Here is a 23,372-nt window from a genome sequence, read left to right as displayed (position 1 = left end):
GTGTGCGTTTCTGCACGTTTCTGACCGGGCTGCTGCTGGCCGCCCCTCTCTATGCCGCCGACGGCTGGCAGGCCATTCAGCAACAGGCCAAAGGCCAGACCGTCTGGCTTAACGCCTGGGGCGGCGATCCGGCGGTCAACCGCTATCTGGCGTGGGTGAGCGGTGAGATGCAAACGCACTATGCCATAACCCTCAAAATCGTCCCGCTGGCGGATGCTGCCGATGCGGTAAAACGGATCCAGACCGAAGCCGCCGCGGGGCGCAAGACCAACGGCTCGGTTGACCTGCTGTGGGTCAACGGCGAAAACTTCCGCACGCTGAAAGAGGCGAACCTGCTGCAAACCGGTTGGGCGCAGACGTTGCCAAACTGGCGCTATGTCGATACCCGCAAGCCCGTCACGGAGGATTTTGCGCTTCCCACAGACGGCGCGGAATCGCCGTGGGGCGGCGCGCAGCTGACCTTTATCGCCCGCAAAGCCAGCATGCCGACGCCGCCGGAGGATCCTCAGGCGCTGCTGGCTTACGCGCAGCAGCACCCGGGCAAAGTGAGCTACCCTCGCCCGCCCGATTTTACCGGTACCGCGTTCCTTGAGCAGCTGCTGATGACGCTTACCGCGCATCCACAGGCGCTGAAAAAAGCCCCCGATGACACCTTTGCCCAGGTGACCTCGCCGCTCTGGGCCTACCTCGATAAACTGCACCCGCTGCTGTGGCGTGAAGGAAAAGATTTCCCGCCTTCTCCAGCGCGCATGGATAGCCTGCTTGCCAGCGGCAGCCTGAACCTGTCGCTGACCTTTAACCCGGCGCATGCCCAGCAGAAAGTGGCGAGCGGCGAACTGCCCGCCGACAGCTACAGCTTTGGTTTCCAGAGCGGAATGCTCGGCAACGTCCATTTTGTGGCGATCCCGGCAAATGCCGGCGCGAGCGCGGGGGCAAAGGTGGTCGCTAATTTCCTGCTGTCGCCGCAGGCGCAGATCCGCAAGGCCGACCCGGCCATCTGGGGCGATCCGAGCGTGCTGGATGCGAAAACGCTGCCCGAAGGTGAAGCCAAACGGCTGCTGGCCCACACGCCTCAGGGGCTGCCGAAGGTGCTTGCCGAGCCGCAGTCCGCCTGGGTGAACGCGCTGGAGCAGGAATGGCTGCGTCGCTACGGCACCCGCTAAGCTGGCTCGTCTGGCTGGCGATGGCGGTCATTTATCTGCCGCTCCTGCCCGCCAGCGCCATGCTGCTTGCCCCGGCGTTTTCTGTCGTTAACTGGCAGTGGCTGCTGAACGACCCACAATTGCCTCAGGCCGCCATCGCCACGCTGGTTTCAACGCTTATCGCCACGCTGGGGGCGTTGTTTATCGCCCTTTCTCTCGTGGCCCTTTTCTGGCCTGGCAAACGCTGGCGGCGTCTCAGTACGCGCCTGCCGTGGCTGCTGGCGATCCCCCACGTGGCGTTCGCCACCGCCGCGCTGCTGCTGTTTGCCGAAGGCGGCCTGTTTTATCAGATCTGCACCGTCTGCTCGCCTCCATTTGACCGCTACGGCATCGGATTGGGCCTGACGCTCGCGGTCAAAGAGAGCGCGTTTGTTCTGTGGGCCATTTACGCCGTGCTGCCGGAACAACGGCTCGCGCAGCAGAAGATCGTTCTGCAAACCTTCGGCTACGGGCGTTTTCAGGCGCTTAACTGGCTCCTCCTTCCGGCGATCGCGCCGGTACTCGGCGCGGTGATGCTGGCGGTGCTGGCCTGGTCGCTGTCGGTCGTGGACGTGGCGCTCGTTCTTGGCCCCGGCAACCCGCCGACCCTGGCCGTGCTGGCCTGGCAGTGGCTGAGCCAGGGCGACGCGCAGCAGCAGGCAAAAGGGACGCTGCTGTGCCTGCTTCTCCTTCTGCTGCTGGCCGCGCTAGCCCTCCTCGGATACGGCCTCTGGAAGGCATGGCGCCGCACGTTTCTCGATCTGAGCGGAACGCGTCCCCGGACGCCGCTCGTTCTGCCAGAGCGGGCACTGGGCGACTTTCTGCCCGCGTGCGGGATACTTTGCGCCGCGGTGCTGCTGATGCTGGCGCAGCGGGATGACGTTGGCCCGGTGGGGACCAGCCTTTCCTTCGGCCTGCTTTCAGGCCTGATTGCTCTGGCCGTCGGCCTGCTCTGGCTGGAATGGGGCCCGCAGCGCGGGGCGCTGTGGGTGTGGTCACCGCTCGCCCTTCCGGCGCTGCCGCTCGTGACCGGCCAGTACGCGATTGCGTTGCGCCTGGTCGTCGACGGGCACTATGCCGCCGTGCTCTGGAGCCACCTGCTTTGGGTATTCCCGTGGACGCTTTTGGTGCTCCAGCCCGCCTGGCAAAGGGTCGATCCCCGGCTTATCCTTACCGCCAGAACGCTCGGCTGGCGACGGGAAAAAATATTCTTACTGCTGAAATGCCCTCTGCTGGTGCGCCCTGCGCTGCTGGCCTTTGCCACAGGCTTTTCCGTCAGCATGGCGCAATACATGCCGACGCTGTGGCTGGGCGCGGGGCGGTTCGCCACGCTGACCACCGAAACCGTCGCGCTCAGCAGCGGGGGCAGTATCCCCATTCTCGCGAACCGGGCGCTGGGATTGCTGCTGGTCACGGGCACGGTATTTGGTCTTGCCGCCCTGCTATCCCGGCTCGTGGGCCGCTACCGACAAGGGTTACGTTAATGCTGAAGGTCAACAATCTCACCATCGAACCGCTTTTCCGCGGGGTCAGTTTTTGCGTTCCCCGCGGGGAGATCGTTACCCTGATGGGGCCATCCGGCAGCGGCAAATCGACCCTTTTTGCCTGGATGGTCGGCGCGCTGTCAGACGACTTTCAGGCGCGGGGCGAACTGTGGCTCGACGCGCGGCGCTGCGACGGTCTTCCCGTTGCATCCCGCGGGCTGGGCATTCTCTTTCAGGACGCGCTGCTGTTTGACGCTTTTAGCGTCGGGCAGAATTTGCTGCTGGCCTTGCCCGAGCGCATCGCCGGACGCGCGCGGCGCGAAGCGGTCGAGCAGGCGCTGGATTCCGCCGGGCTGAGCGGACATTACGCCAGCGATCCGGCCACCCTTTCCGGCGGAGAGCGCGCCCGGGTCAGCCTGCTGCGCGCCCTGCTCGCCGAGCCGCAGGCGCTGCTGCTGGATGAACCGTTCAGCCGCCTCGATAAAGCGTTGCGCACGACGTTTCGCGCCTGGGTATTTGACACCCTGCGCGCGCGCAATATCCCGGTGGTGCTGGTCACGCACGATGAGGACGATATTCCGCCCGGCGGCGAGCTGATTGAGATTTCTCGCTGGCAATAATGTGCTAACGCAATGTTTTCCGTTTCGGGAGAGACGACAATGCCCCCCTCTTTTACTGACGTCAGGCTATTCGATGAAACGTGTTTCTCAACTGACCGCGCTGGCCCTGCTCTGCGGCCTCGCCTCTTTTTCCTCTCTAGCGGCTGATATGCCCAACGCGATGACGCTGTCCCAGCTTCAGGCGCAGCACGGCACGCCCGTCGACACCCGCGCCAGCGCCTTCTACAACGGCTGGCCGCAGACCCTGAGCGGCCCCTCCGGGCATGAACCCGCCGCCCTTAACCTTGCGGCCAGCTGGCTTAGCGCAATGAGCGACGAGCAGATTGCGCGCTGGGCAAAACAGCATCAGCTGACGCCCGCAGCGGCCATCGCGCTCTACGGCGACGAGACCGATAACCTGGCGGTGAAAGCCCGCCTGAAGAAAGCCGGTTTCCGCCACGTTTCGCTGCTCAGCGGCGCGCTGCAGACGCCCGACCGCCTTCAGCGCCTGCCCCATTTTGAACAGCTGGTTTACCCGCAGTGGATCCAGCGCCTCCAGCAGGGTAAAACCGTGACCGCCGCGCCTGCGGGTGACTGGAAAGTGATTGAAGCCGCCTGGGGCGCGCCGAAGCTTTACCTGCTGAGCCACATTCCCGGCGCGGGCTATATCGATACCAACGAGGTGGAAAGCGAGCCGCTGTGGAATAAAGTCTCCGACGACAGGCTGAAAACAATGCTGGCGAAGCACGGGATCCGCCACGATACCACCGTCATCTTGTATGGCCGCGACGTCTACGCCGCCGCGCGCGTGGCGCAGATTATGCTGTATGCGGGCGTGAAGGACGTGCGTATTCTCGACGGCGGCTGGAAGGCGTGGTCAGATGCCGGTCTGCCGGTTGAGCGCGGCACGCCCGCGAACGTGACGCCTGCGCCCGAGTTCGGCGCGCCGATCCCCGGCCAGCCGCAGCTGATGGTCGATATGGACCAGGCGCGCGGCATGCTGCACCGCCAGGATGCCTCCCTGGTCAGCATTCGTTCGTGGCCGGAGTTCATCGGCGAAACCAGCGGCTACAGCTACATCAAGCCAAAAGGTGAGATTGCCGGTGCCCGCTGGGGTCACGCGGGCAGCGATGCCACCCACATGGAGGATTTCCATAACCCGGATGGCACCATGCGCAGCGCTGACGACATCGCCGCCATGTGGAAAACGTGGCATATCCTGCCGGAACAGCAGGTCGCGTTTTACTGCGGCACCGGCTGGCGGGCGTCCGAAACCTTTATGTACGCCCGGGCGATGGGCTGGAAAAACGTCGCCGTCTATGACGGCGGCTGGTACGAATGGAGCAGCCACCCGCAAAACCCGGTGACCACCGGTGAACGCGGGCCAGATAGCGCTAAGAATTGAGTGACCTCAGCGTCACGTAGCCGCTCCAGACGCGCGTTGTGGTGGTCAGCCAGCACAGCGCGCCGAATACCCACGCGAACAGCGTAAAGTGCGCCGGGAAGAGGCAGCACAGCACGAACAGCGCGATAGTCTCCGTTCCCTCCGTTAACCCGCCGATATAGTAAAACGACTTGTGCGCATAGCCGGGGTTGTCGATGTCGTGCTTCGCCGCCAGCGCCGCAAAGGCCAGAAAGCTGCTGCCGGTCCCAATAAACGCAAACAGCAGCCAGGCGGCCGCCAGCGCGTTTTCTGCGGGCGCGGCGAGCGCAAAGCCAAACGGCACGAGGGCGTAGAACAGAAAATCGAACGCAATATCGAGAAACCCTCCCGCATCTGTTAATCCTCTGCGGCGCGCCAGCGCGCCGTCCAGACCGTCCAGCAGGCGGTTCAGAACGATGGCGACCAGCGCCGCCGGATACCAGCCGAGGGCCAGAAACGGCAGCGCCAGCACGCCAACGGCAAACCCGGTCAGGGTTAAGCCGTCGGGGGTGATGCCCGGCTTATCCAGCACGGAAACCAGACGATGCAGAACGGGCTTAACCCGCGGGTGGAGGTGACGGTCAAGCATCAGGCTTCCCTTTAAACGTGGCGCACAGCCCCTGCGCCGGCATATCCAGCGCGGCGTTAAAGCGGGCGGAGAGATTCTGAAAGGCAATGAGCGCCGTCATCTCGGTGATGGCGTCATCCGTAAAGTGGCGCTTCAGCGCCGTTTTGATGGCCTCGTCCACATGGGGCGGCGTGGAGGTCACCGCCTCGGCGTAGGCCAGCGCCGCGCGCTCCTGCTCCGTAAACAAGGCGGAATTTCGCCAGTCGGCCACGGCCTGCACCTTATCCAGCGCGCCGCAGCGCTCGGCCAGCCGCAGGCTGTTGGCATCAATACAGAAGGCGCAGTGGCAGAGCTGGGACACCCGCGTCATGAGCAGCGAACGAAGCGCGGGCGTCAGGCGCGCACGGCGACGTTCGAGAAAGCCGACGAACAGCGCCACCAGCCAGAACAGACGCGGCATGCGCCCCCACCAGCGGGTGGGATTCAGCACCGCGCCAAAATGCTTTTTCTGCATGGCGGCAATTGGCTTAAGGCTGGCGGGAAGGGATTCGAGGGGGTCAACCCAAGCGTTCGTCTCTTTCACCTGATTCTCCTGATAGCTGGACTCTGAGAAAGGGCACGATAATATGTCTTTTTTTGCCATCAATTATTGACGACCATGCTGAAAACACTCGATGTCGTTGCCGCCATCATCGAAAAAGACGACAACATTTTACTGGCGCAGCGCCCTGCCCACGCTGACCAGCCCGGAATGTGGGAATTTGCCGGCGGCAAAGTCGAGGCGGGTGAAACCCAGCCCGAGGCGCTTGTCCGCGAACTGCGTGAAGAGCTGGGCATTGACGCCCTGCCGGGACAATACGTGGCAAGCCACCAGCGGGAAGTCTCGCAGCGCGTAATCAACCTGCACGCCTGGCACGTTCCTGCTTTTCGCGGCGAGCTCACGGCGCACTACCACAGCGCGCTCGCGTGGTGTACGCCGGAAGAGGCGTTTAGCTACGCCTTAGCCCCCGCGGATATTCCGCTGCTGGAAGCGTTTATTGCTTTACGCGACGCCAGACGAGCGGGTTCGTGCTGACAGTGCGCTCGTCGCGCTGGCACTGCAGCAGCACGCCCTCCGCTTTCACCACCGCCCCTTCAGAGTAGTTCTGATTCTGATAGATGCAGCACTGATTGCAGGGCTGCACCGTTTGATTCTGGCCGCTGGCGCTAAACACTTCCGGCGGTACATTCACTTCCACATCCGGGCGAAGGCGGTCAGCCTGCGCGCCTGCGGTCAGCATTAAGGCTAACGCGCCCATTACGTAACGGTTCATAGACTTACCTTCCTGTTATGTCCTGATAATGACTATAACGGTAAATCGCGCAGAACCTTTAATTTAACGCACCATCGCTTTTTGTTATGACCCGACTCGGGTCATTAATTTCCCTTTCGTTATAAATTTATGCTTGCCTCACAAAGCAGTACGGGTGGTATAGTCAAAAAAACAACACAAATCGCATAAGTCATAGGCAAACATTATTATAAGAGGTTCTTATATCTATGGATCAGACACGCTCTCTGGAAAGTTTCCTTGCCCACGTTCAGCAGCGCGACCCGCACCAAAGCGAGTTCGCGCAGGCCGTGCGTGAAGTGATGACCACCCTGTGGCCCTTCCTTGAACAAAACCCGCGTTATCGCCAGATGTCGCTGCTTGAACGCCTTGTCGAGCCCGAGCGGGTGATCCAGTTCCGCGTGGCCTGGGTGGACGATCGCAACCAGGTGCAGGTCAACCGCGCGTGGCGCGTGCAGTTTAACTCGGCCATTGGTCCGTTTAAGGGGGGCATGCGTTTTCATCCCTCCGTCAACCTGTCGATCCTGAAATTCCTCGGCTTCGAGCAGACCTTTAAAAACGCCCTCACCACGCTGCCGATGGGCGGCGGGAAAGGCGGCAGCGATTTCGACCCAAAGGGCAAAAGCGAAGGTGAAGTCATGCGTTTCTGCCAGGCGCTGATGACCGAACTCTGGCGCCATCTCGGCCCGGATACCGACGTGCCTGCCGGTGATATCGGCGTGGGCGGACGCGAAGTGGGCTTTATGGCCGGGATGATGAAAAAGCTCTCGAACAACAGCGCCTGCGTCTTTACCGGCAAGGGGCTGTCGTTTGGCGGGAGCCTGATCCGCCCGGAAGCCACGGGCTATGGGCTGGTCTACTTCACCGAGGCCATGCTCAAGCGTCACGGTTTAGGCTTTGAAGGGATGCGCGTCGCGGTGTCCGGCTCCGGTAACGTGGCGCAGTACGCCATTGAGAAAGCGATGCAGTTTGGCGCTCGCGTGGTGACCGCCTCTGACTCCAGCGGCACGGTGGTGGATGAAGCGGGCTTCACGGCGGAAAAACTGGCGCGCCTGTGTGACATCAAAGCCAGCCGCGACGGCCGGGTGGCGGATTATGCCCGCGAGTTTGGCCTGACCTACCTGGAAGGGAAACAGCCGTGGGGCGTGCCGGTGGATATCGCCCTGCCGTGCGCCACGCAGAACGAGCTGGACGTGGAGGCCGCGCGTACGTTGATTAGCAACGGCGTAAAAGCGGTGGCCGAAGGGGCGAATATGCCGACCACCATCGACGCGACGGATCTGTTCCTGGAAGCGGGCGTGCTGTTTGCACCGGGCAAGGCCGCTAACGCAGGCGGCGTGGCGACCTCCGGGCTCGAGATGGCGCAAAACGCCGCGCGTCTCGGCTGGAAGGCGGAAAAGGTGGATGCGCGCCTGCACCACATCATGCTCGATATTCATCACGCCTGCGTGGAGTACGGCGGTGAAGCGTCGCAAACCAACTACGTGCGCGGGGCGAATATCGCCGGGTTCGTGAAGGTGGCGGACGCGATGATTGGGCAGGGCGTGATTTAAAGTTTATATCGTGCGGCCGGGCGCCCTCTCCCACAGGGAGAGGGAGAAAACCGGGCGTATCAGGCCGCGCTTTTCTTCTTTTTAAACGGTTTCTTCGCGCCGCCACCGGGTGCAACCATTCCTCTGAACGTTTTCACCGGCGTGCTGCGCGCCTGATCGATCAGCTGATAAAGCGTCCCGACCAGCGGCTGCATAAAGTCCTGATAGCGGCACTGCTTCTCGCTGATCTGCGTCAGCACCGATTCCCAGTGCGCCGTCATGTCCGGCCTGGCGGCCAGCTCCGGCAGCGAGTGAATCAGCGCGCGGCCCGGCTCTGTCGAATGGATATAGCGCCCTTTTTTCTCGAGAAAACCGCGCTTAAAGAGCAGCTCGATGATCCCCGCGCGGGTTGCTTCCGTCCCCAGACCGTCGGTGGCGCGGAGGATCTTCTTCAGATCTTTATCCTGCACAAAGCGGGCGATCCCGGTCATCGCCGACAGCAGCGTCGCATCGGTGAAATGGCGCGGCGGCTGGGTCTGACGTTCAACCACTTCGCCCTTTTCGCACAGCAGTTCATCGTCTTTGGCGACCACCGGCAGCGGCGTGCCGTCGTTCTCTTCGTCACGCTCTTTATTCCCCAGCAGCGTGCGCCAGCCGGCTTCCGCGAGGAAGCGCGCTTTGGCAATGAATTTGCCTTTAGCAATCTCCAGCTCAATCACGCACTTACGGAATACGGCGTCCGGGCAGAACTGCATCAGGTACTGTCGGGCGATCAGGTTATAGACCTTCGCTTCGTTATCCGTCAGGTTAACGCCGCTGGCGCGCGCCGTCGGGATAATCGCGTGGTGGGCATCCACCTTTTTATCGTCCCAGCAGCGGTTATGGGTGTCCGGGTTCACCGCCGGCTGCGGCAGCAGGTCCGGCGCGTGCACGCTAATGGCGTTCATCACCGAATGGCGACCGGCAAAATGCTCTTCCGGCAGATAGCGGCTGTCCGAACGCGGGTAGGTGATGAGCTTGTGGGTTTCATAGAGCTTCTGGCAGATGTCCAGCACGTTCTGCGCGCTGAGGCCAAAGCGCTTCGCGGCCTCAATCTGCAGAGCCGACAGCGAAAACGGCAGCGGCGCAGGTTCTGATTCCCGTTTATCGTTATAGCTGGTCACGATAGCGGGCTGACCGGTGATGCGATTAACCACATGCTCCGCCAGCGGACGATGCAGCAACCGCCCCTCTTCATCCTGGTAAGACTCGCAGGCGTCGCTCGGCTGCCAGACGGCGGTAAAGCGCTCGTCTTTCGGCGTGACGATATGCGCCTTCACTTCAAAGAAGTCTTTGGCGACGAAGTTCTCGATCTCTTCGTCGCGACGCACGACCAGCCCCAGCACCGGCGTCTGCACGCGGCCCACGGAGAGTACGCCCTGATAGCCCGCGTTACGCCCAAGAATGGTGTAGGCGCGGGTCATGTTGATACCGTACAGCCAGTCGGCGCGAGCGCGTGCAAGCGCCGAGACGCAGAGCGGGATAAACTCGCTGTTGGCGCGCAGGCGCGAAATGGCTCGCTCTACCGCCTGCGGGTTAAGGTCGTTAATCAGGCAGCGCTGCACCTGCTGGCGCTTTTCCGCCGCCAGCTCAAGGTAGTCCAGCACCTCATCCACCAGCAGCTGACCTTCCCTGTCCGGGTCACCCGCGTGCACGATTTCATCGGCTTCATGCAGGAAGCGCTTGATCACGTTGAGCTGTTTGGTGACGGAGGGACGGGGCTGCAGGCGCCATTTTTCCGGCACGATGGGCAGATCGTTCAAATTCCAGCGGGCGTAGCGGCTGTCGTAGACGTCCGGCTGCGCCTGCTCAAGCAGGTGACCAATACACCAGGTGACCACCTGCCCGTTACCGCATTCGATAAAGCCGTCGCCCTTGCGGTGCGGCTTAGGCAGCACGTCGGCAATGGCGCGGGCCAGGCTCGGCTTTTCGGCAATAAACAACCGCATCGAATTAACGGATCTCAATCATCGGTCGGCCACCGCGCGCGGTCACCAGCTCGCCGATCGCCGTCAGGGTGATGCCGAACTCCGCAGCGGTCGCCTGAACCTCGGCTTCGGATTCCGGCGTGACCGCCAGCAGCAGGCCGCCGGAGGTTTGCGGATCGCACAGCAGGTTGCGCCATTCTTCTGGCATTTCGCCCATAAGATGACCGTAGCTGGCGAAGTTGCGCTGGGTACCACCAGGAACGGCGCCCTGAGCAATGTACGCTTCCACGCCCGGCAGCTTCGGCACGTCCTGATACCAGACCTGCGCCTGCACGCCCGCGCCCTGACACACTTCCGAGAGGTGCCCCAGCAGACCAAAACCGGTGACGTCGGTCATCGCCTTCACGCCGTCGATATTGGCGAATGCCGCACCGGCAAGGTTCATCTGGCACATCACTTCCGTTGCCAGCCCTTTGTGCTCCGGCTTCAGCAGGGATTTTTTCTCGGCGGTGGTCAGCACGCCAATGCCCAGCGGCTTGGTGAGGAACAGCCTGCAGCCCGCCTGCGCGGTGCTGTTGCGCTTCACGCGCTCGGTCGGCACCACTCCGGTAACGGCCAGGCCGAAGATAGGTTCTGGAGCATCAATCGAGTGACCGCCGGCCAGCGCAATTCCCGCCTGCTGGCAGGCGAAACGCCCGCCATCAATCACCTCGCGGGCGACTTCCGGCGGGATGGTGTTGATCGGCCAGCCCAGAATGGCAATCGCCATGATCGGCTTACCGCCCATGGCGAAGATATCGCTGATGGCGTTGGTGGCCGCAATGCGCCCGAAGTCGAACGGGTTATCGACAATCGGCATAAAAAAGTCGGTGGTGCTGATAATGCTGGTGCCGTTACCTAAGTCATAAACTGCAGCATCGTCACGCGTTTCATTGCCGACAAGCAGGTTCGGGTCGACAAACTTCGCCTGTTCGCTGTGCAGGATGGTTTCCAGCACTTTAGGGGAAATTTTACAACCGCAACCGGCTCCGTGGCTGTACTGCGTTAAACGAATGGTTTGCTCGCTCATGGACGTCTCCTGTCATCTCAATCGCGCTATGGTAGCGCTCATTCCATAAAGAGGTAAGTATGACTGTCTGAATTCTGCGGCGGATGCTCAGAATCCAGACAGTTTAGCGCGGGTTATCAGAAGCGGCTGACGAAAGGCGTGGTGTCCGGCACGCTGATGGTGCTGGAGGCTTTAAGCTGCGGGGTACCGAGGTAGAGGAAACCGACAATTTTGTCATGCTCGCCGCAGCCAAAACCGTCGCGAACCGCCGGGCTTTCGGTCAGCGCACCGGTGCGCCAGATGCCGTTAAACCCTTGCGCGACGGCGGCCATCTGCATTGCCATCACCGCACAGCCTGCGGACATTTCCTGCTCCCAGACCGGCACCTTATGGTCCGCATGGCATTTCGCCACGACGGCGATAATCATCGGCGCGCGGAACGGGGCATTGCGCGCCTTGTCGATGCCTTTCTCATCCTGCCCGGCGACAATCGCGCCCTGCTCCAGCAGCTGGCTGAAACGATCGCGGCCTTCGCCTTCAATCACAAAGAAGTGCCACGGCTGCAGCGTGCCGTGATCGGGGGCACGCATGCCGGCACGCAGAATGTTCTCCAGCTGCTCGCCTGCCGGGGCAGGTTCAGCCAGACGGGAAGCGCTACGGCGGTTAACAAGCAGTTCGAGTGCATCCATTGATTAACTCCTTTCTTGAAATTTACTCACAAAATTAACACGACGGCAGATTTTGTTACAGCCTGGCAGGCGATTCCTGCTGACAAGTGGCGGTTGGGTCATTACGATAACCCAACATTACCGTCCAGTGGCGACGGAAACAGTCATTTTCTGGTTAGGGAGAATACATGCGAACCCTTTGGCGAATTATTGCCGGTTTCTTTAAATGGACGTGGCGACTGCTCAACTTCGTCCGCAACCTGGTGATGAACATCTTCTTCATCCTGCTGGTTCTGGTGTGCGCGGGCATCTGGATGCACATCAGCAACGCGAATCAGGCGCAGCACTCCACTCGCGGGGCGCTGTTACTGGATATCACCGGCGTAATCGTGGATAAACCGTCAGCCAGCAACCGTCTGGGCGTCATCAGCCGTCAGCTGTTTGGCGCCACGTCAGACCGTCTGCAGGAAAACTCCCTGTTCGATATCGTGGACACCATCCGCCAGGCCAAAGACGACCGCAACATCACCGGCATCGTGCTGGATCTGAAAGATTTTGCCGGCGGCGATCAGCCTTCTATGCAGTATATCGGTAAAGCGCTGCGCGAATTCCGCGACAGCGGCAAGCCGGTGATTGCCGTGGGCGACAGCTACAGCCAGGGGCAATATTATCTGGCGAGCTTCGCCAATAAAATCTGGCTCTCCCCGCAGGGTACGGTGGATCTGCACGGCTTTGCCACCAACGGCCTGTACTACAAATCGCTCCTCGACAAGCTGAAGGTCACCACCCACGTCTTCCGCGTCGGCACGTATAAGTCTGCCGTCGAGCCGTTTATCCGCGACGACATGTCCCCTGCCGCCCGCGAAGCGGACAGCCGCTGGATTGGCGAGCTGTGGCAGAACTATCTGGGCACCGTTGCCGCGAACCGCCAGATGACGCCCGAACAGGTGTTCCCGGGCGCGCAGGGCGTGCTGGAAGGCCTGCGTAAAGTTGACGGCGACACCGCGAAATATGCCCTCGATAACAAACTGGTTGATGCCCTGGGCACCAGCGCCGAGATTGAAAAATCCCTGAGCAAACAGTTTGGCTGGAGCAAAGAGGACAAAAATTACAGCGCCATCAGCATGTATGATTACGCTGCGAAAAAACCGGACGACCGCGGTGACAGCGTCGCGGTGGTCTTTGCCAACGGCGCCATCATGGACGGTCAGGAGACTCCGGGGAACGTGGGCGGCGATACGACCGCGTCACAAATTCGCGATGCGCGCCTGGATCCGAAAGTGAAGGCGATTGTCCTGCGGGTCAACAGCCCTGGCGGCAGCGTCAGCGCCTCCGAGGTGATCCGTGCTGAGCTGGCCGCAGCGCGCGCCGCCGGCAAGCCGGTGGTGGTGTCGATGGGCGGAATGGCCGCTTCCGGAGGTTACTGGATCTCCACGCCAGCCAACTACATCGTGGCTAACCCAAGCACGCTGACCGGCTCGATTGGCATCTTCGGGGTGATCAACACCGTAGAGAACAGCCTGGATTATCTGGGCGTGCATACCGATGGCGTAGCGACCTCTCCGCTGGCGGATGTGTCGGTGACCAAGTCCCTGCCGCCGGAAGTCTCTGAGATGATGCAGCTCAGCATTGAGAACGGCTATAAACGCTTTATCACCCTGGTAGCCGACTCGCGTAAAAAGACGCCTGAGCAGATCGACCAGATTGCGCAGGGCCACGTCTGGACCGGTCAGGATGCGAAGAGCAACGGTCTGGTGGACAGCCTGGGCGACTTCGATGACGCGGTGAAGAAAGCCGCCGAACTGGCGAAGCTGAAGCAGTGGCATATCGAGTATTACCAGGACGAACCGTCGTTCTTCGATATGGTCATGAACAGCATGTCCGGCTCGGTACGCGCCATGCTGCCGGAAGCGCTGCAGGCTTACCTGCCTGCGCCGGTCGCCACGGCGGCAAAAGCGATGAAGGCAGAGAGCGACAAGCTTGCGGCCTTTAACGATCCACAGAGTCGTTACGCGTTTTGCCTGACCTGCGCGAACGTCCGCTAAAAACCGTCCCCTCTTCCCGCGAAGAGGGGATTTTTTTCTTTTGAAGAACAAGAACTCACTACCATGCAGAAGAAATCGATTTATGTAGCCTACACTGGCGGTACCATCGGTATGCAGCGCTCCGAAAACGGCTATATCCCCGTCTCCGGGCACCTTCAGCGTCAGCTTGCGCTGATGCCTGAGTTCCACCGCCCGGAGATGCCTGACTTTACTATCCACGAATACGAGCCGCTGATGGACTCCTCCGACATGACGCCGGAGGACTGGCAGCACATCGCGGATGATATTAAAGCCCATTACGACCAGTACGACGGCTTCGTGATCCTGCACGGCACCGACACCATGGCGTTTACCGCCTCGGCGCTCTCCTTCATGCTGGAGAACCTGAGCAAGCCGGTTATCGTCACCGGGTCGCAAATCCCGCTGGCGGAGCTGCGCTCCGACGGGCAGATCAACCTGCTGAACTCCCTCTACGTGGCGGCGAATTACCCGATTAACGAAGTGTCGCTGTTCTTTAACAACCGTCTGTATCGCGGCAACCGCACCACTAAAGCCCACGCCGACGGTTTTGACGCCTTCGCCTCCCCTAACCTACAGCCGCTGCTGGAGGCCGGGATCCATATCCGTCGTCTGGGAACGCCTCCTGCACCGAATACCGCGGGCGAGCTGATTGTGCATCCGATTACCCCGCAGCCGATTGGCGTGGTTACCATCTACCCGGGTATCTCTGCGGACGTGGTGCGTAACTTCCTGCGCCAGCCGGTGAAGGCGCTGATCCTGCGCTCCTACGGCGTGGGCAATGCGCCGCAGAACGGCGAGTTCCTGAAGGAGCTTCAGGAAGCCAGCGAGCGCGGAATTGTGGTGGTGAACCTGACCCAGTGTATGTCCGGTAAAGTGAATATGGGCGGCTATGCCACCGGTAACGCGCTGGCGCATGCGGGGGTGATCAGCGGCTTCGATATGACCGTTGAGGCAACGCTGACTAAACTTCACTATTTACTGAGTCAGGATCTGGACATTCAGTCCATTCGCAGCGCGATGATGCAAAACCTGCGCGGCGAACTGACGCCTGACGAATAAGGAGGCCTCATGAAGCAACGCGCCCTGCTGCTGGTCGATTTGCAAAATGATTTCTGCGCGGGCGGCGAGCTGGCCGTCGCCGAGGGTGACAGCACCGTTGACGTGGCCAACACGTTGATCGACTGGTGCAAAGCCCGCGGTGAAGCGGTTGTCGCAAGCCAGGACTGGCATCCGGCGAACCACGGCAGCTTTGCCAGCCAGCACGACGTCGAGCCTTTCACCCAGGGTGAACTCGACGGGCTGGCGCAAACCTTCTGGCCGGATCACTGCGTACAGCAGACGGAAGGCGCGGCGCTGCATCCGCTCCTGAATCAGAAGGCCATCGACGCGGTGTTCCATAAAGGCGAAAACCCGGCTATTGACAGCTACAGCGCGTTTTTCGATAACGGGCATCGTCAGAAAACGGCCCTGGACGCGTGGTTACGTCACCACGAAATCACGGAGCTGATCGTGCTGGGCCTGGCAACGGACTACTGCGTGAAGTTCACCGTGCTGGATGCGCTCCAGTTGGGCTATACCGTCAGCGTCATCACCGACGGCTGCCGCGGGGTGAACATTCACCCGCAGGACAGCGCTCAGGCGTTTATGGATATAGCGGCGGAAGGCGCGACGCTGTATACGCTTGAAGACTGGCTGGAAACGCAGGCGTAAGCCTTTTAGCCGGGTGGCGGCTTCGCCTTACCCGGCCTACTTTCTCTGGTTTTGTAGCAAAACAACCCACTCCGTTCTCCCATAAAGTGAACTCCCTCGCATCCTCAGCGAAGCGGCAATGCTATTCTCTCCAGGCTGTTTTTTCGCCACGCCTTTTCCGTGGCGTGGTTAATTTTATTAAGTCAAAGAGGAACTTATATGAAACGTTTGCCCTTGCTGGCAGCATTACCCCTGCTTTGCGCGTCAGTTGCCTCCGCCAGTTCCCTGATGTCCGTGGGCTACTTTAACGGGGGCGGCGATGTCACCGCCGGGCCGGGTGGCGACATCAACAAACTGGACGTTCGCCAGATCACCCACCTGAACTACTCGTTTGGTCTGATCTATAACGACGAAAAAGACGAAACCAACGCCGCGCTGAAAGATCCGGCGAAACTGCATCAAATTTGGCTGTCGCCGAAGGTGGCCTCCGATCTCGCGTTACTCCCGATCCTGCGTAAGCAAAATCCAAACCTTAAGGTGCTGCTCTCCGTTGGCGGCTGGGGCGCTCGCGGCTTCTCGGGTGCGGCGGCGACTAAGGAGACGCGCGCGGTGTTCATCCGCTCCGCGCAGGAGATTGTCGATAAATACGGTCTGGACGGGATCGACCTCGACTGGGAGTATCCGGTCAACGGCGCCTGGGGCCTGGTTGCCAGCACGCCTGCCGACCGGGATAACTTTACCGCCCTGCTGAAAGAGATGCGCGACGCGTTCGGACATAAAAAGCTGGTCACCATTGCGGTAGGCGCGAATGCGGAAAGTCCGAAAAGCTGGGTGGATATCAACGCCATCGCCCCCCTGCTCGACTACATCAACCTGATGACCTACGACATGGCGTACGGTACGCAGTACTTCAATGCCAACCTGTATGACTCCAGCGCCTGGCCGACGGTGGCTGCCGCTGACAAATACAGCGTCGATTTTGTGGTCAACAACTATCTGGCCGCCGGGCTGAAGCCGCAGCAGATGAACCTGGGGATAGGTTTCTATGGCCGCGTGCCGAAACGCGCCGTGGAACCGGGGATCGACTGGACCAAACCGGAAGCGCAAAAAAATCCGGTGACCCAGCCCTACTTTGGCCCTCAGGAGATCGGGCTGTTCAAGTCTCTTGGCTATGACCTGACCAAAGATACCTACGTGAAGTACAACGATATCGTGAAGAAGCTGCTGAACGATCCGCAGAAACGCTTTACCGCGCACTGGGACGACCAGGCGAAAGTGCCGTGGCTCTCGGTGAAGGGTGCCGATGGCAGCGCGCTGTTTGCGATTTCGTATGAGAACCCGCGTTCTGTAGCGATCAAAGCGGACTACATCAAAGAGAAAGGGCTCGCCGGAGCCATGTTCTGGGAGTACGGCGCGGACGACGAAAACCAGTTAGCGAAGCAGCTGGCGGCGTCGCTCGGGATCCCGCATAAGTAGTAAGACAATCAAGCCCTCTCCCCGTGGGAGAGGGTTGGGTGAGGGCATCATCCCGCACCGTTATTGCATTTTCATCGTCGCAATCGGCTTCGGCGTGATGCCAAAGTCCTCTTTCAGCTCGCGCTTGCTCTTCATCACCATCTGGCCCTGGGTGTCGATCGTCATGTGCTGCGCGTCGGTGTTGTTGCGCGCCTGCCACAGCATCACCAGCTGCAGGCTGTTCTCTTTTTGCTCCGGCGTCAGCGCGACGCCATCGGGCCATTTTCCCAGCTCTACGGCGGTGACCAGACGCTGATAAATCTCCGGCGTCATACCGCTAATCATGTCATCAATATTCACACTCGCGCCCTTTTAAAGGAATAATTTGCTGAATCGTTTTTTCAACCCTTCACCTGGTCGCCGTTTTCGTCGTCAGTGAAGCTCATTGAGGCAGAGTTGACGCAGTAACGCTCGCCCGTAGGCTGAGGGCCATCCGGGAAGACGTGGCCAAGGTGCGCATCGCAGTTGCCGCAGCGAATTTCCGTGCGCACCATGCCGTGCGACGAGTCGGTCAGATAGCGGATGGCCTCATCGCTCACCGGCTCGTAAAAGCTCGGCCAGCCGCAGCCGGAATCAAACTTCGTTTGTGAGTTAAACAGCGGGGCATCGCAGACCAGACAGTGGTAGACGCCGTCTCGCTTGTTGTGCAGTAAACGCCCGGTGAACGGCGGTTCCGTGCCGTGGTTCTGCGTCACGTAAAACTGCATTTCTGTGAGGTTTTTTTTCAAATCATCAGGGTTACGTTGGTTCGACATATGCTTACATCTCGCTGTAGAAACAGACACCTTTTAACCCGGATTCTAACAAAACATTAACACCCTTGCGTGCACTTTTGTTCTAAACTTATGTGTCGCGAAAAGGCAGTCAGGCAATTGTGACCATGCTCACATTTTTATCCTGCGAGGACTTTAAAATCCCGAGCGCAGCCCCCATGTGGTTGCAAGCTCAAAGGGAAAGTGAGGCGAGTCAGTCGCACAAACGTTAGTCACAGGATTGATTTGTCGCAATGATTGACACGATTCCGCTTGACGCTGCGTAAGGTTTTTGTAATTTTACAGGCAACCTTTTATTCACTAACAAATAGCTGGTGGAATATATGACTATCAAAGTAGGTATCAACGGTTTTGGCCGTATCGGCCGTATTGTTTTCCGTGCTGCTCAGAAACGTTCTGACATCGAAATCGTTGGTATCAACGATCTCCTGGACGCTGAATACATGGCGTACATGCTGAAGTACGACTCAACTCACGGTCGTTTCGACGGCACCGTTGAAGTGAAAGACGGCCACCTGGTTGTTAATGGCAAAACCATCCGCGTTACTGCTGAAAAAGACCCAGCTAACCTGAAGTGGAACGAAATCGGTGTTGACGTTGTTGCTGAAGCTACCGGTATCTTCCTGACCGACGAAACTGCACGTAAACACATCACTGCAGGCGCGAAGAAAGTTGTTCTGACCGGTCCTTCCAAAGACAACACCCCAATGTTCGTTCGTGGTGCAAACTTCGAAACTTACGCTGGCCAGGATATCGTGTCTAACGCATCCTGCACCACCAACTGCCTGGCACCGCTGGCTAAAGTTATCAACGACAACTTCGGCATCATCGAAGGTCTGATGACTACCGTTCACGCGACCACCGCGACTCAGAAAACCGTTGATGGCCCGTCTCACAAAGACTGGCGCGGCGGCCGTGGCGCAGCGCAGAACATCATCCCATCTTCTACCGGTGCTGCTAAAGCTGTAGGTAAAGTACTGCCAGAACTGAATGGCAAACTGACCGGTATGGCGTTCCGCGTTCCAACCCCTAACGTATCCGTTGTTGACCTGACCGTTCGTCTGGAAAAAGCTGCTTCTTATGAAGAAATTAAGAAAGCAATCAAAGCTGCTTCCGAAGGCGCAATGAAAGGCGTTCTGGGTTACACCGAAGACGACGTTGTTTCTACCGATTTCAACGGCGAAATCTGCACTTCAGTATTCGATGCTAAAGCTGGTATCGCACTGAACGACAACTTCGTTAAGCTGGTATCCTGGTACGACAACGAAACCGGCTACTCTAACAAAGTACTGGACCTGATCGCTCACATCTCCAAATAAGTTGAGATGAGGGTTTGATCCAAAAAGGCGACTTCGGTCGCCTTTTTTATTGTTTTTTAGACAGAGGATTGCTTAATGATTAATAAAATTTTTGCACTTCCGGTAGTCGAACAACTTACCCCTGTGCTCTCCCGCCGTCAGATTGACGGTGCCGACGTGATCGTCGTTGACCACCCGCGCGTCAAAGCCTCCGTAGCGCTGAACGGCGCTCACCTGCTCTCCTGGAAACCGGAAGGCGAAGCCGAAGGTTTGTGGCTGAGCGATGCCACCTCCTTCAAAAAAGGGGCCGCCATTCGCGGTGGCGTACCGATCTGCTGGCCGTGGTTCGGTCCGTCTGCGCAGCCGGGTTTGCCTTCTCACGGTTTTGCCCGTAACCAGCAGTGGACGCTGAAGGCGCACAACGAAGACGACAACGGCGCCGTGCTGACCTTTGAGCTGCAGGCTAACGATGAAACCCGCGCCCTGTGGCCGCATGATTTCACGCTGTACGCCCGCTTCAAGCTGGGTAAAACCTGCGAAATTGAGCTGGAAGCCCACGGTGAGTTCGAAACCACCTCTGCCCTGCACACCTACTTCAACGTGGGCGACATCAACGCCGTGAAGGTGAGCGGCCTCGGCGATACGTTCATCGACAAAGTTGATAACGCGAAGGAAGGCAGGCTGGGCGATGGCGTTCAGGCGTTCCCTGACCGCACCGACCGCGTCTATCTGCACCCGGAAGCGTGCAGCGTGATCCACGACGGTGCCCTAAACCGCGGCATTGAGGTGGTTCATCATCATCACAGCAACGTGGTGGGCTGGAACCCGGGTCCGGCATTGTCTGTGAGCATGGCCGACGTTCCGGATGACGGATACAAAACGTTCGTCTGCGTGGAAACGGCCTGCGTGACCGCCCCTCAGAAAGCGAGCGAAGAAAAGCCGTCTCGTTTAGGGCAGACGATCCGCATTGTGAAGCGTTAATCGCCCCGCACTACAAAAAAGCAAACGGGGCGCAAGCGCCCCGTTTTGATGCAATGATTGCACTGAATTAATGCACAATCAGAACTTGTAGGTCACGCCCACAGAGAAGATACCAGCCCAGGACTTATCGACCATCGGGCTATCCTTCACTTCGTCGCTCAGGCGCTCATAACGGCCGGTGCCGTACACGCTCCAGTCGCCGAGGAAGTTATAGCTCGCGGTCAGCTCCAGGTACGGATCCCAGCCGTCGTCTGCGCTGTAGCTCTTCAGTCCGCTGCGACGGGACTCGTTTTTAGAGACGCCATAGTAGTAGTCGTTGTAGTTCTCGCTGCTGTACAGCACACCGATACCCGGCGTCAGGGTAAACCCACCGTTGGTGTAGCGATACAGCCACGCCAGGTCCCAGATAAAGCCGTTGCTGTTATCCAGCGTGTCACCCGCCAGGGCAGTACGCAGGAAGCCATATTCGGTATTATGTACATAGGATAGCCCGGCCATCATCGAGCTTTTACGCTTGTCGAGTCGGCGAAGCGCGTTGCTGTCGCTGTCACCCGGCTTGAAGTGCGTCGGATCGTAGTAGGCCATGATGGAGAGCTTATCGGCCGTATCGTTCCAGAGATAGTAGCCGCCGCCCAGCCCGCGGAACCAGAAGTTATCCCCTTCATAGGTGATAACGGGAACAGGGTAAACGTCACGGTCATACTGTTTGTACGGGCTGTTAATGACGCCAACACCCGCGCCAACCGTCCACTGACTTTCCGCCTGCGCGGTGCTTACTGCGGTCGCGGCAAGGATGCCCAATGCCAGAAGTTTGAGTTTGGTCACAATCCATTCTTTCCTGTAGTCAAATAATCAGCGTGTGAAGTGTAACCGCCAATCCCGTACATCCCAAAATTTTTTGCCTGCTAATCAGTCTGATTAACCCGTTATTTTTAACTTTACAGATGACAGCCTGCTTTCATTTATATGACCGCTGAATGAAAAACGTGCTTTTGGCTTAGAACGACGGTGGAAATTTTTGGATGAGTTATTGATATGTCATTGAAAGTAGATTTTATGGGCATGCAAGTTTTGCAAATGCCATCTACGCTTTAATTTAAGAAGAGTTTTCCTGAACACCCTGCGGTTCTTAGCATCCGACCTGGCACACAGGTTGCTGCTCTGGCAGTGAGGTGCGAGAGATTCTCTTCCGGGAGCCTCCACTACTCATACGAACGGCTCTTATCCTGTGCTAAAAAACGAAAGGACGGCATGCCATGAATATATTCGATCACTATCGCCAGCGCTATGAAGCTGCCAAGGACGAAGAGTTCACACTGCAGGAGTTTCTTACCATCTGTCGGCAAGATCGCAGTGCCTATGCCAATGCGGCAGAACGGCTATTGATGGCTATTGGTGAGCCAAACATGGTTGACACTGCCCTGGAGCCACGGCTTTCCCGTCTCTTTTCGAATCGGGTGGTCGCCCGATATCCGGCGTTCGAAGAATTCTATGGAATGGAAGACGCTATCGAACAGATTGTCTCCTATCTGAAGCATGCCGCTCAGGGTCTGGAAGAGAAGAAACAGATCCTCTATTTACTCGGCCCCGTGGGCGGCGGTAAGTCCTCGCTGGCGGAACGCCTGAAGTCGCTGATGCAGCGCGTGCCTATCTACGTGCTGAGCGCCAACGGCGAACGCAGCCCGGTCAACGATCATCCGCTGTGCCTGTTCAATCCGCAGGAAGATGCACAAATTCTGGATAAAGAGTACGGCATCCCGCGTCGCTATCTCGGCACCATCATGTCGCCGTGGGCGGCAAAACGTCTGCACGAGTTTGGTGGCGACATTACCAAATTCCGCGTGGTGAAAGTGTGGCCGTCTATCCTGGAACAGATCGCAATTGCCAAAACGGAACCGGGTGATGAGAACAACCAGGACATCTCGGCGCTGGTGGGTAAAGTCGACATTCGTAAGCTGGAAAACTTCGCGCAAAACGATCCGGATGCCTACGGTTACTCGGGCGCGCTGTGCCGCGCTAACCAGGGGATTATGGAATTCGTCGAGATGTTTAAAGCGCCTATCAAGGTGCTGCACCCGCTGCTGACGGCAACGCAGGAAGGAAACTACAACGGGACGGAAGGAATTTCCGCCCTGCCGTTTAACGGGATTATTCTCGCCCACTCGAACGAATCTGAATGGGTGACCTTCCGTAACAACAAAAACAATGAGGCCTTCCTTGACCGCGTGTACATCGTCAAGGTGCCTTATTGCCTGCGGATCTCCGAAGAGATCAAAATTTACGAGAAACTGCTTAACCACAGTGAGCTGGTGCACGCGCCCTGCGCGCCCGGCACGCTGGAAACGCTGTCACGCTTCTCCATCCTTTCGCGTCTGAAAGAGCCGGAAAACTCCAGCATCTATTCGAAAATGCGCGTCTATGACGGTGAAAGCCTGAAAGATACCGACCCGAAAGCGAAGTCGTATCAGGAGTACCGCGACTACGCCGGGGTTGATGAGGGGATGAACGGTCTGTCCACGCGCTTCGCGTTTAAGATCCTCTCCCGCGTCTTTAACTTCGACCACGCGGAGGTGGCGGCCAACCCGGTGCATCTGTTCTACGTGCTGGAGCAGCAAATCGAGCGCGAACAGTTCCCGCAGGAGCAGGCTGAGCGCTACCTTGAGTTCCTGAAAGGTTACCTGATCCCGAAATACGCCGAGTTCATTGGCAAAGAGATCCAGACGGCCTACCTGGAATCCTATTCAGAATACGGGCAGAACATTTTCGACCGTTATGTCACCTACGCTGACTTCTGGATCCAGGATCAGGAGTACCGCGACCCGGATACCGGCCAGCTGTTTGACCGTGAATCCCTGAACGCGGAGCTGGAAAAAATCGAGAAGCCTGCCGGGATCAGCAACCCGAAAGACTTCCGTAACGAGATTGTGAACTTCGTCCTGCGCGCCAGAGCGCATAACAACGGGCGCAATCCGAACTGGACCAGCTACGAGAAGCTGCGCACGGTCATTGAGAAGAAAATGTTCTCCAATACCGAAGAGCTGCTGCCGGTGATCTCGTTTAATGCCAAAACCTCAACCGATGAGCAGAAAAAGCACGACGATTTTGTCGACCGTATGATGGAAAAAGGCTATACCCGCAAGCAGGTCCGCCTGCTGTGCGAATGGTACCTGCGCGTGCGTAAATCGTCTTAAAACAAAAGGCTCCACGCCGGGGCCTGCAATAACGAACCGTAGGCCGGATACGCGCCGC

The 23,372-nt window shown here is 58.9% G+C and carries 22 protein-coding genes; 13 read left to right on the top strand and 9 right to left on the bottom strand.

Annotation, left to right across the window (positions count from 1 at the left end; all coding sequences use genetic code 11):
• Positions 1-2 precede the first annotated feature (2 nt).
• The 4 genes from FY206_RS10395 to FY206_RS10380 all read left to right on the top strand — a co-directional run bounded on the left by FY206_RS10395 (position 3) and on the right by FY206_RS10380 (position 4,669).
• Complete coding sequence (locus tag FY206_RS10395; RefSeq protein WP_045890044.1) at positions 3-1,163, top strand: ABC transporter substrate-binding protein; 1,161 nt, start codon at positions 3-5, stop codon at positions 1,161-1,163.
• The gene (locus tag FY206_RS10390; protein ID WP_032639821.1) at positions 1,136-2,665 is read left to right on the top strand and encodes an ABC transporter permease family protein; all 1,530 of its coding nucleotides are present in this window, start codon (positions 1,136-1,138) and stop codon (positions 2,663-2,665) included. Before FY206_RS10395 ends, FY206_RS10390 begins: the two co-directional genes overlap by 28 nt.
• Positions 2,665-3,285 (top strand): ATP-binding cassette domain-containing protein, encoded by a 621-nt coding sequence (locus tag FY206_RS10385; protein ID WP_032639819.1) that lies wholly within the window; start codon positions 2,665-2,667, stop codon positions 3,283-3,285. Before FY206_RS10390 ends, FY206_RS10385 begins: the two co-directional genes overlap by 1 nt.
• Positions 3,286-3,358: 73 nt before the next feature.
• Positions 3,359-4,669 carry a sulfurtransferase gene (locus FY206_RS10380; RefSeq protein ID WP_032639817.1) on the top strand — a complete coding sequence of 437 codons (1,311 nt, stop codon included), beginning with the start codon at positions 3,359-3,361 and terminating at the stop codon, positions 4,667-4,669.
• Here the strand turns inward: FY206_RS10380 and FY206_RS10375 are convergent.
• On the bottom strand, positions 4,659-5,276 hold the full coding sequence (locus FY206_RS10375; RefSeq protein ID WP_032639815.1) for a CDP-alcohol phosphatidyltransferase family protein: 618 nt from the start codon (positions 5,274-5,276) through the stop codon (positions 4,659-4,661). The genes FY206_RS10380 and FY206_RS10375 overlap by 11 nt on opposite strands.
• Positions 5,269-5,838, bottom strand: a complete 570-nt coding sequence (locus FY206_RS10370; protein WP_032639813.1) for a carboxymuconolactone decarboxylase family protein — start codon at positions 5,836-5,838, stop codon at positions 5,269-5,271. Before FY206_RS10370 ends, FY206_RS10375 begins: the two co-directional genes overlap by 8 nt.
• 75 nt (positions 5,839-5,913) lie before the next feature.
• Here FY206_RS10370 and FY206_RS10365 point away from each other — a divergent pair, with 75 nt between their 5' ends.
• Positions 5,914-6,330, top strand: a complete 417-nt coding sequence (locus FY206_RS10365) for a pyrimidine (deoxy)nucleoside triphosphate diphosphatase (protein WP_032639811.1) — start codon at positions 5,914-5,916, stop codon at positions 6,328-6,330.
• Here the strand turns inward: FY206_RS10365 and FY206_RS10360 are convergent.
• Positions 6,290-6,568 (bottom strand): YnjH family protein, encoded by a 279-nt coding sequence (locus FY206_RS10360; RefSeq protein WP_032639809.1) that lies wholly within the window; start codon positions 6,566-6,568, stop codon positions 6,290-6,292. The genes FY206_RS10365 and FY206_RS10360 overlap by 41 nt on opposite strands.
• Before the next feature lie 227 nt (positions 6,569-6,795).
• Here FY206_RS10360 and gdhA point away from each other — a divergent pair, with 227 nt between their 5' ends.
• The gene (gdhA, locus tag FY206_RS10355; RefSeq protein WP_032639807.1) at positions 6,796-8,139 is read left to right on the top strand and encodes an NADP-specific glutamate dehydrogenase; all 1,344 of its coding nucleotides are present in this window, start codon (positions 6,796-6,798) and stop codon (positions 8,137-8,139) included.
• A 59-nt stretch (positions 8,140-8,198) separates the two neighbouring features.
• Here the strand turns inward: gdhA and FY206_RS10350 are convergent, their stop codons facing one another.
• From FY206_RS10350 to FY206_RS10340, 3 genes are all read right to left on the bottom strand, one after another.
• The gene (locus FY206_RS10350; protein ID WP_032639806.1) at positions 8,199-10,106 is read right to left on the bottom strand and encodes a DNA topoisomerase III; all 1,908 of its coding nucleotides are present in this window, start codon (positions 10,104-10,106) and stop codon (positions 8,199-8,201) included.
• Between the two features lie 4 nt (positions 10,107-10,110).
• Positions 10,111-11,154, bottom strand: a complete 1,044-nt coding sequence (gene selD / locus FY206_RS10345; RefSeq protein WP_032639803.1) for a selenide, water dikinase SelD — start codon at positions 11,152-11,154, stop codon at positions 10,111-10,113.
• Between the two features lie 116 nt (positions 11,155-11,270).
• Positions 11,271-11,822 (bottom strand): NAD(P)H nitroreductase, encoded by a 552-nt coding sequence (locus tag FY206_RS10340; protein WP_032639801.1) that lies wholly within the window; start codon positions 11,820-11,822, stop codon positions 11,271-11,273.
• Between the two features lie 167 nt (positions 11,823-11,989).
• On the opposite strand from FY206_RS10340, the gene sppA reads away from it, so the two are divergent.
• The 4 genes from sppA to chiD all read left to right on the top strand — a co-directional run bounded on the left by sppA (position 11,990) and on the right by chiD (position 17,032).
• Complete coding sequence (sppA, locus tag FY206_RS10335) at positions 11,990-13,846, top strand: signal peptide peptidase SppA (RefSeq protein WP_032639799.1); 1,857 nt, start codon at positions 11,990-11,992, stop codon at positions 13,844-13,846.
• Positions 13,847-13,909: 63 nt separating this feature from the next.
• The gene (ansA, locus tag FY206_RS10330; protein ID WP_008500705.1) at positions 13,910-14,926 is read left to right on the top strand and encodes an asparaginase; all 1,017 of its coding nucleotides are present in this window, start codon (positions 13,910-13,912) and stop codon (positions 14,924-14,926) included.
• 9 nt (positions 14,927-14,935) lie between these two features.
• Positions 14,936-15,577, top strand: a complete 642-nt coding sequence (pncA, locus tag FY206_RS10325) for a bifunctional nicotinamidase/pyrazinamidase (protein ID WP_032639797.1) — start codon at positions 14,936-14,938, stop codon at positions 15,575-15,577.
• A gap of 198 nt (positions 15,578-15,775) precedes the next feature.
• Positions 15,776-17,032 carry a chitinase ChiD gene (gene chiD / locus FY206_RS10320; protein ID WP_032639795.1) on the top strand — a complete coding sequence of 419 codons (1,257 nt, stop codon included), beginning with the start codon at positions 15,776-15,778 and terminating at the stop codon, positions 17,030-17,032.
• Positions 17,033-17,092: 60 nt separating this feature from the next.
• Here the strand turns inward: chiD and FY206_RS10315 are convergent, their stop codons facing one another.
• On the bottom strand, positions 17,093-17,356 hold the full coding sequence (locus FY206_RS10315) for a YeaC family protein (RefSeq protein WP_196239757.1): 264 nt from the start codon (positions 17,354-17,356) through the stop codon (positions 17,093-17,095).
• 56 nt (positions 17,357-17,412) lie between these two features.
• On the bottom strand, positions 17,413-17,826 hold the full coding sequence (gene msrB, locus FY206_RS10310) for a peptide-methionine (R)-S-oxide reductase MsrB (RefSeq protein ID WP_032639794.1): 414 nt from the start codon (positions 17,824-17,826) through the stop codon (positions 17,413-17,415).
• 341 nt (positions 17,827-18,167) lie between these two features.
• Here msrB and gapA point away from each other — a divergent pair, with 341 nt between their 5' ends.
• Together gapA and FY206_RS10300 are read left to right on the top strand one after the other, a co-directional pair.
• Positions 18,168-19,163, top strand: coding sequence for a glyceraldehyde-3-phosphate dehydrogenase (gene gapA, locus FY206_RS10305; RefSeq protein WP_023311257.1), 996 nt, complete (start codon positions 18,168-18,170; stop codon positions 19,161-19,163).
• Between the two features lie 75 nt (positions 19,164-19,238).
• Positions 19,239-20,123 (top strand): D-hexose-6-phosphate mutarotase, encoded by an 885-nt coding sequence (locus FY206_RS10300; RefSeq protein WP_032639793.1) that lies wholly within the window; start codon positions 19,239-19,241, stop codon positions 20,121-20,123.
• A 78-nt stretch (positions 20,124-20,201) separates the two neighbouring features.
• On the opposite strand, the gene FY206_RS10295 is transcribed toward FY206_RS10300, so the two are convergent.
• Positions 20,202-20,948, bottom strand: a complete 747-nt coding sequence (locus FY206_RS10295) for a MipA/OmpV family protein (RefSeq protein WP_032639792.1) — start codon at positions 20,946-20,948, stop codon at positions 20,202-20,204.
• Between the two features lie 431 nt (positions 20,949-21,379).
• On the opposite strand from FY206_RS10295, the gene yeaG reads away from it, so the two are divergent.
• Positions 21,380-23,314 (top strand): protein kinase YeaG, encoded by a 1,935-nt coding sequence (gene yeaG / locus FY206_RS10290; RefSeq protein ID WP_008500713.1) that lies wholly within the window; start codon positions 21,380-21,382, stop codon positions 23,312-23,314.
• Positions 23,315-23,372 lie beyond the last annotated feature (58 nt).

The sequence above is a fragment of the Enterobacter chengduensis genome (assembly GCF_001984825.2).
GTDB lineage: Bacteria > Pseudomonadota > Gammaproteobacteria > Enterobacterales > Enterobacteriaceae > Enterobacter > Enterobacter chengduensis.
The sequence above is the reverse complement of the archived record's forward strand: the minus strand, read 5'-3'. Positions and strand labels throughout refer to the sequence as shown.

Excerpts from the sequence above, each read along its gene's own strand:
- FY206_RS10390 (WP_032639821.1), top strand. The coding sequence starts at position 1,136 with ATGGCTGCGTCGCTACGGCACCCGCTAAGCTGGCTCGTCTGGCTGGCG.
- FY206_RS10385 (WP_032639819.1), top strand. The coding sequence starts at position 2,665 with ATGCTGAAGGTCAACAATCTCACCATCGAACCGCTTTTCCGCGGGGTC.
- FY206_RS10380 (WP_032639817.1), top strand. The coding sequence starts at position 3,359 with ATGAAACGTGTTTCTCAACTGACCGCGCTGGCCCTGCTCTGCGGCCTC.
- FY206_RS10375 (WP_032639815.1), bottom strand. The coding sequence starts at position 5,276 with ATGCTTGACCGTCACCTCCACCCGCGGGTTAAGCCCGTTCTGCATCGT.
- FY206_RS10365 (WP_032639811.1), top strand. The coding sequence starts at position 5,914 with ATGCTGAAAACACTCGATGTCGTTGCCGCCATCATCGAAAAAGACGAC.
- FY206_RS10360 (WP_032639809.1), bottom strand. The coding sequence starts at position 6,568 with ATGAACCGTTACGTAATGGGCGCGTTAGCCTTAATGCTGACCGCAGGC.
- gdhA (WP_032639807.1), top strand. The coding sequence starts at position 6,796 with ATGGATCAGACACGCTCTCTGGAAAGTTTCCTTGCCCACGTTCAGCAG.
- FY206_RS10350 (WP_032639806.1), bottom strand. The coding sequence starts at position 10,106 with ATGCGGTTGTTTATTGCCGAAAAGCCGAGCCTGGCCCGCGCCATTGCC.
- selD (WP_032639803.1), bottom strand. The coding sequence starts at position 11,154 with ATGAGCGAGCAAACCATTCGTTTAACGCAGTACAGCCACGGAGCCGGT.
- FY206_RS10340 (WP_032639801.1), bottom strand. The coding sequence starts at position 11,822 with ATGGATGCACTCGAACTGCTTGTTAACCGCCGTAGCGCTTCCCGTCTG.
- sppA (WP_032639799.1), top strand. The coding sequence starts at position 11,990 with ATGCGAACCCTTTGGCGAATTATTGCCGGTTTCTTTAAATGGACGTGG.
- ansA (WP_008500705.1), top strand. The coding sequence starts at position 13,910 with ATGCAGAAGAAATCGATTTATGTAGCCTACACTGGCGGTACCATCGGT.
- pncA (WP_032639797.1), top strand. The coding sequence starts at position 14,936 with ATGAAGCAACGCGCCCTGCTGCTGGTCGATTTGCAAAATGATTTCTGC.
- chiD (WP_032639795.1), top strand. The coding sequence starts at position 15,776 with ATGAAACGTTTGCCCTTGCTGGCAGCATTACCCCTGCTTTGCGCGTCA.
- FY206_RS10315 (WP_196239757.1), bottom strand. The coding sequence starts at position 17,356 with ATGATTAGCGGTATGACGCCGGAGATTTATCAGCGTCTGGTCACCGCC.
- msrB (WP_032639794.1), bottom strand. The coding sequence starts at position 17,826 with ATGTCGAACCAACGTAACCCTGATGATTTGAAAAAAAACCTCACAGAA.
- gapA (WP_023311257.1), top strand. The coding sequence starts at position 18,168 with ATGACTATCAAAGTAGGTATCAACGGTTTTGGCCGTATCGGCCGTATT.
- FY206_RS10300 (WP_032639793.1), top strand. The coding sequence starts at position 19,239 with ATGATTAATAAAATTTTTGCACTTCCGGTAGTCGAACAACTTACCCCT.
- yeaG (WP_008500713.1), top strand. The coding sequence starts at position 21,380 with ATGAATATATTCGATCACTATCGCCAGCGCTATGAAGCTGCCAAGGAC.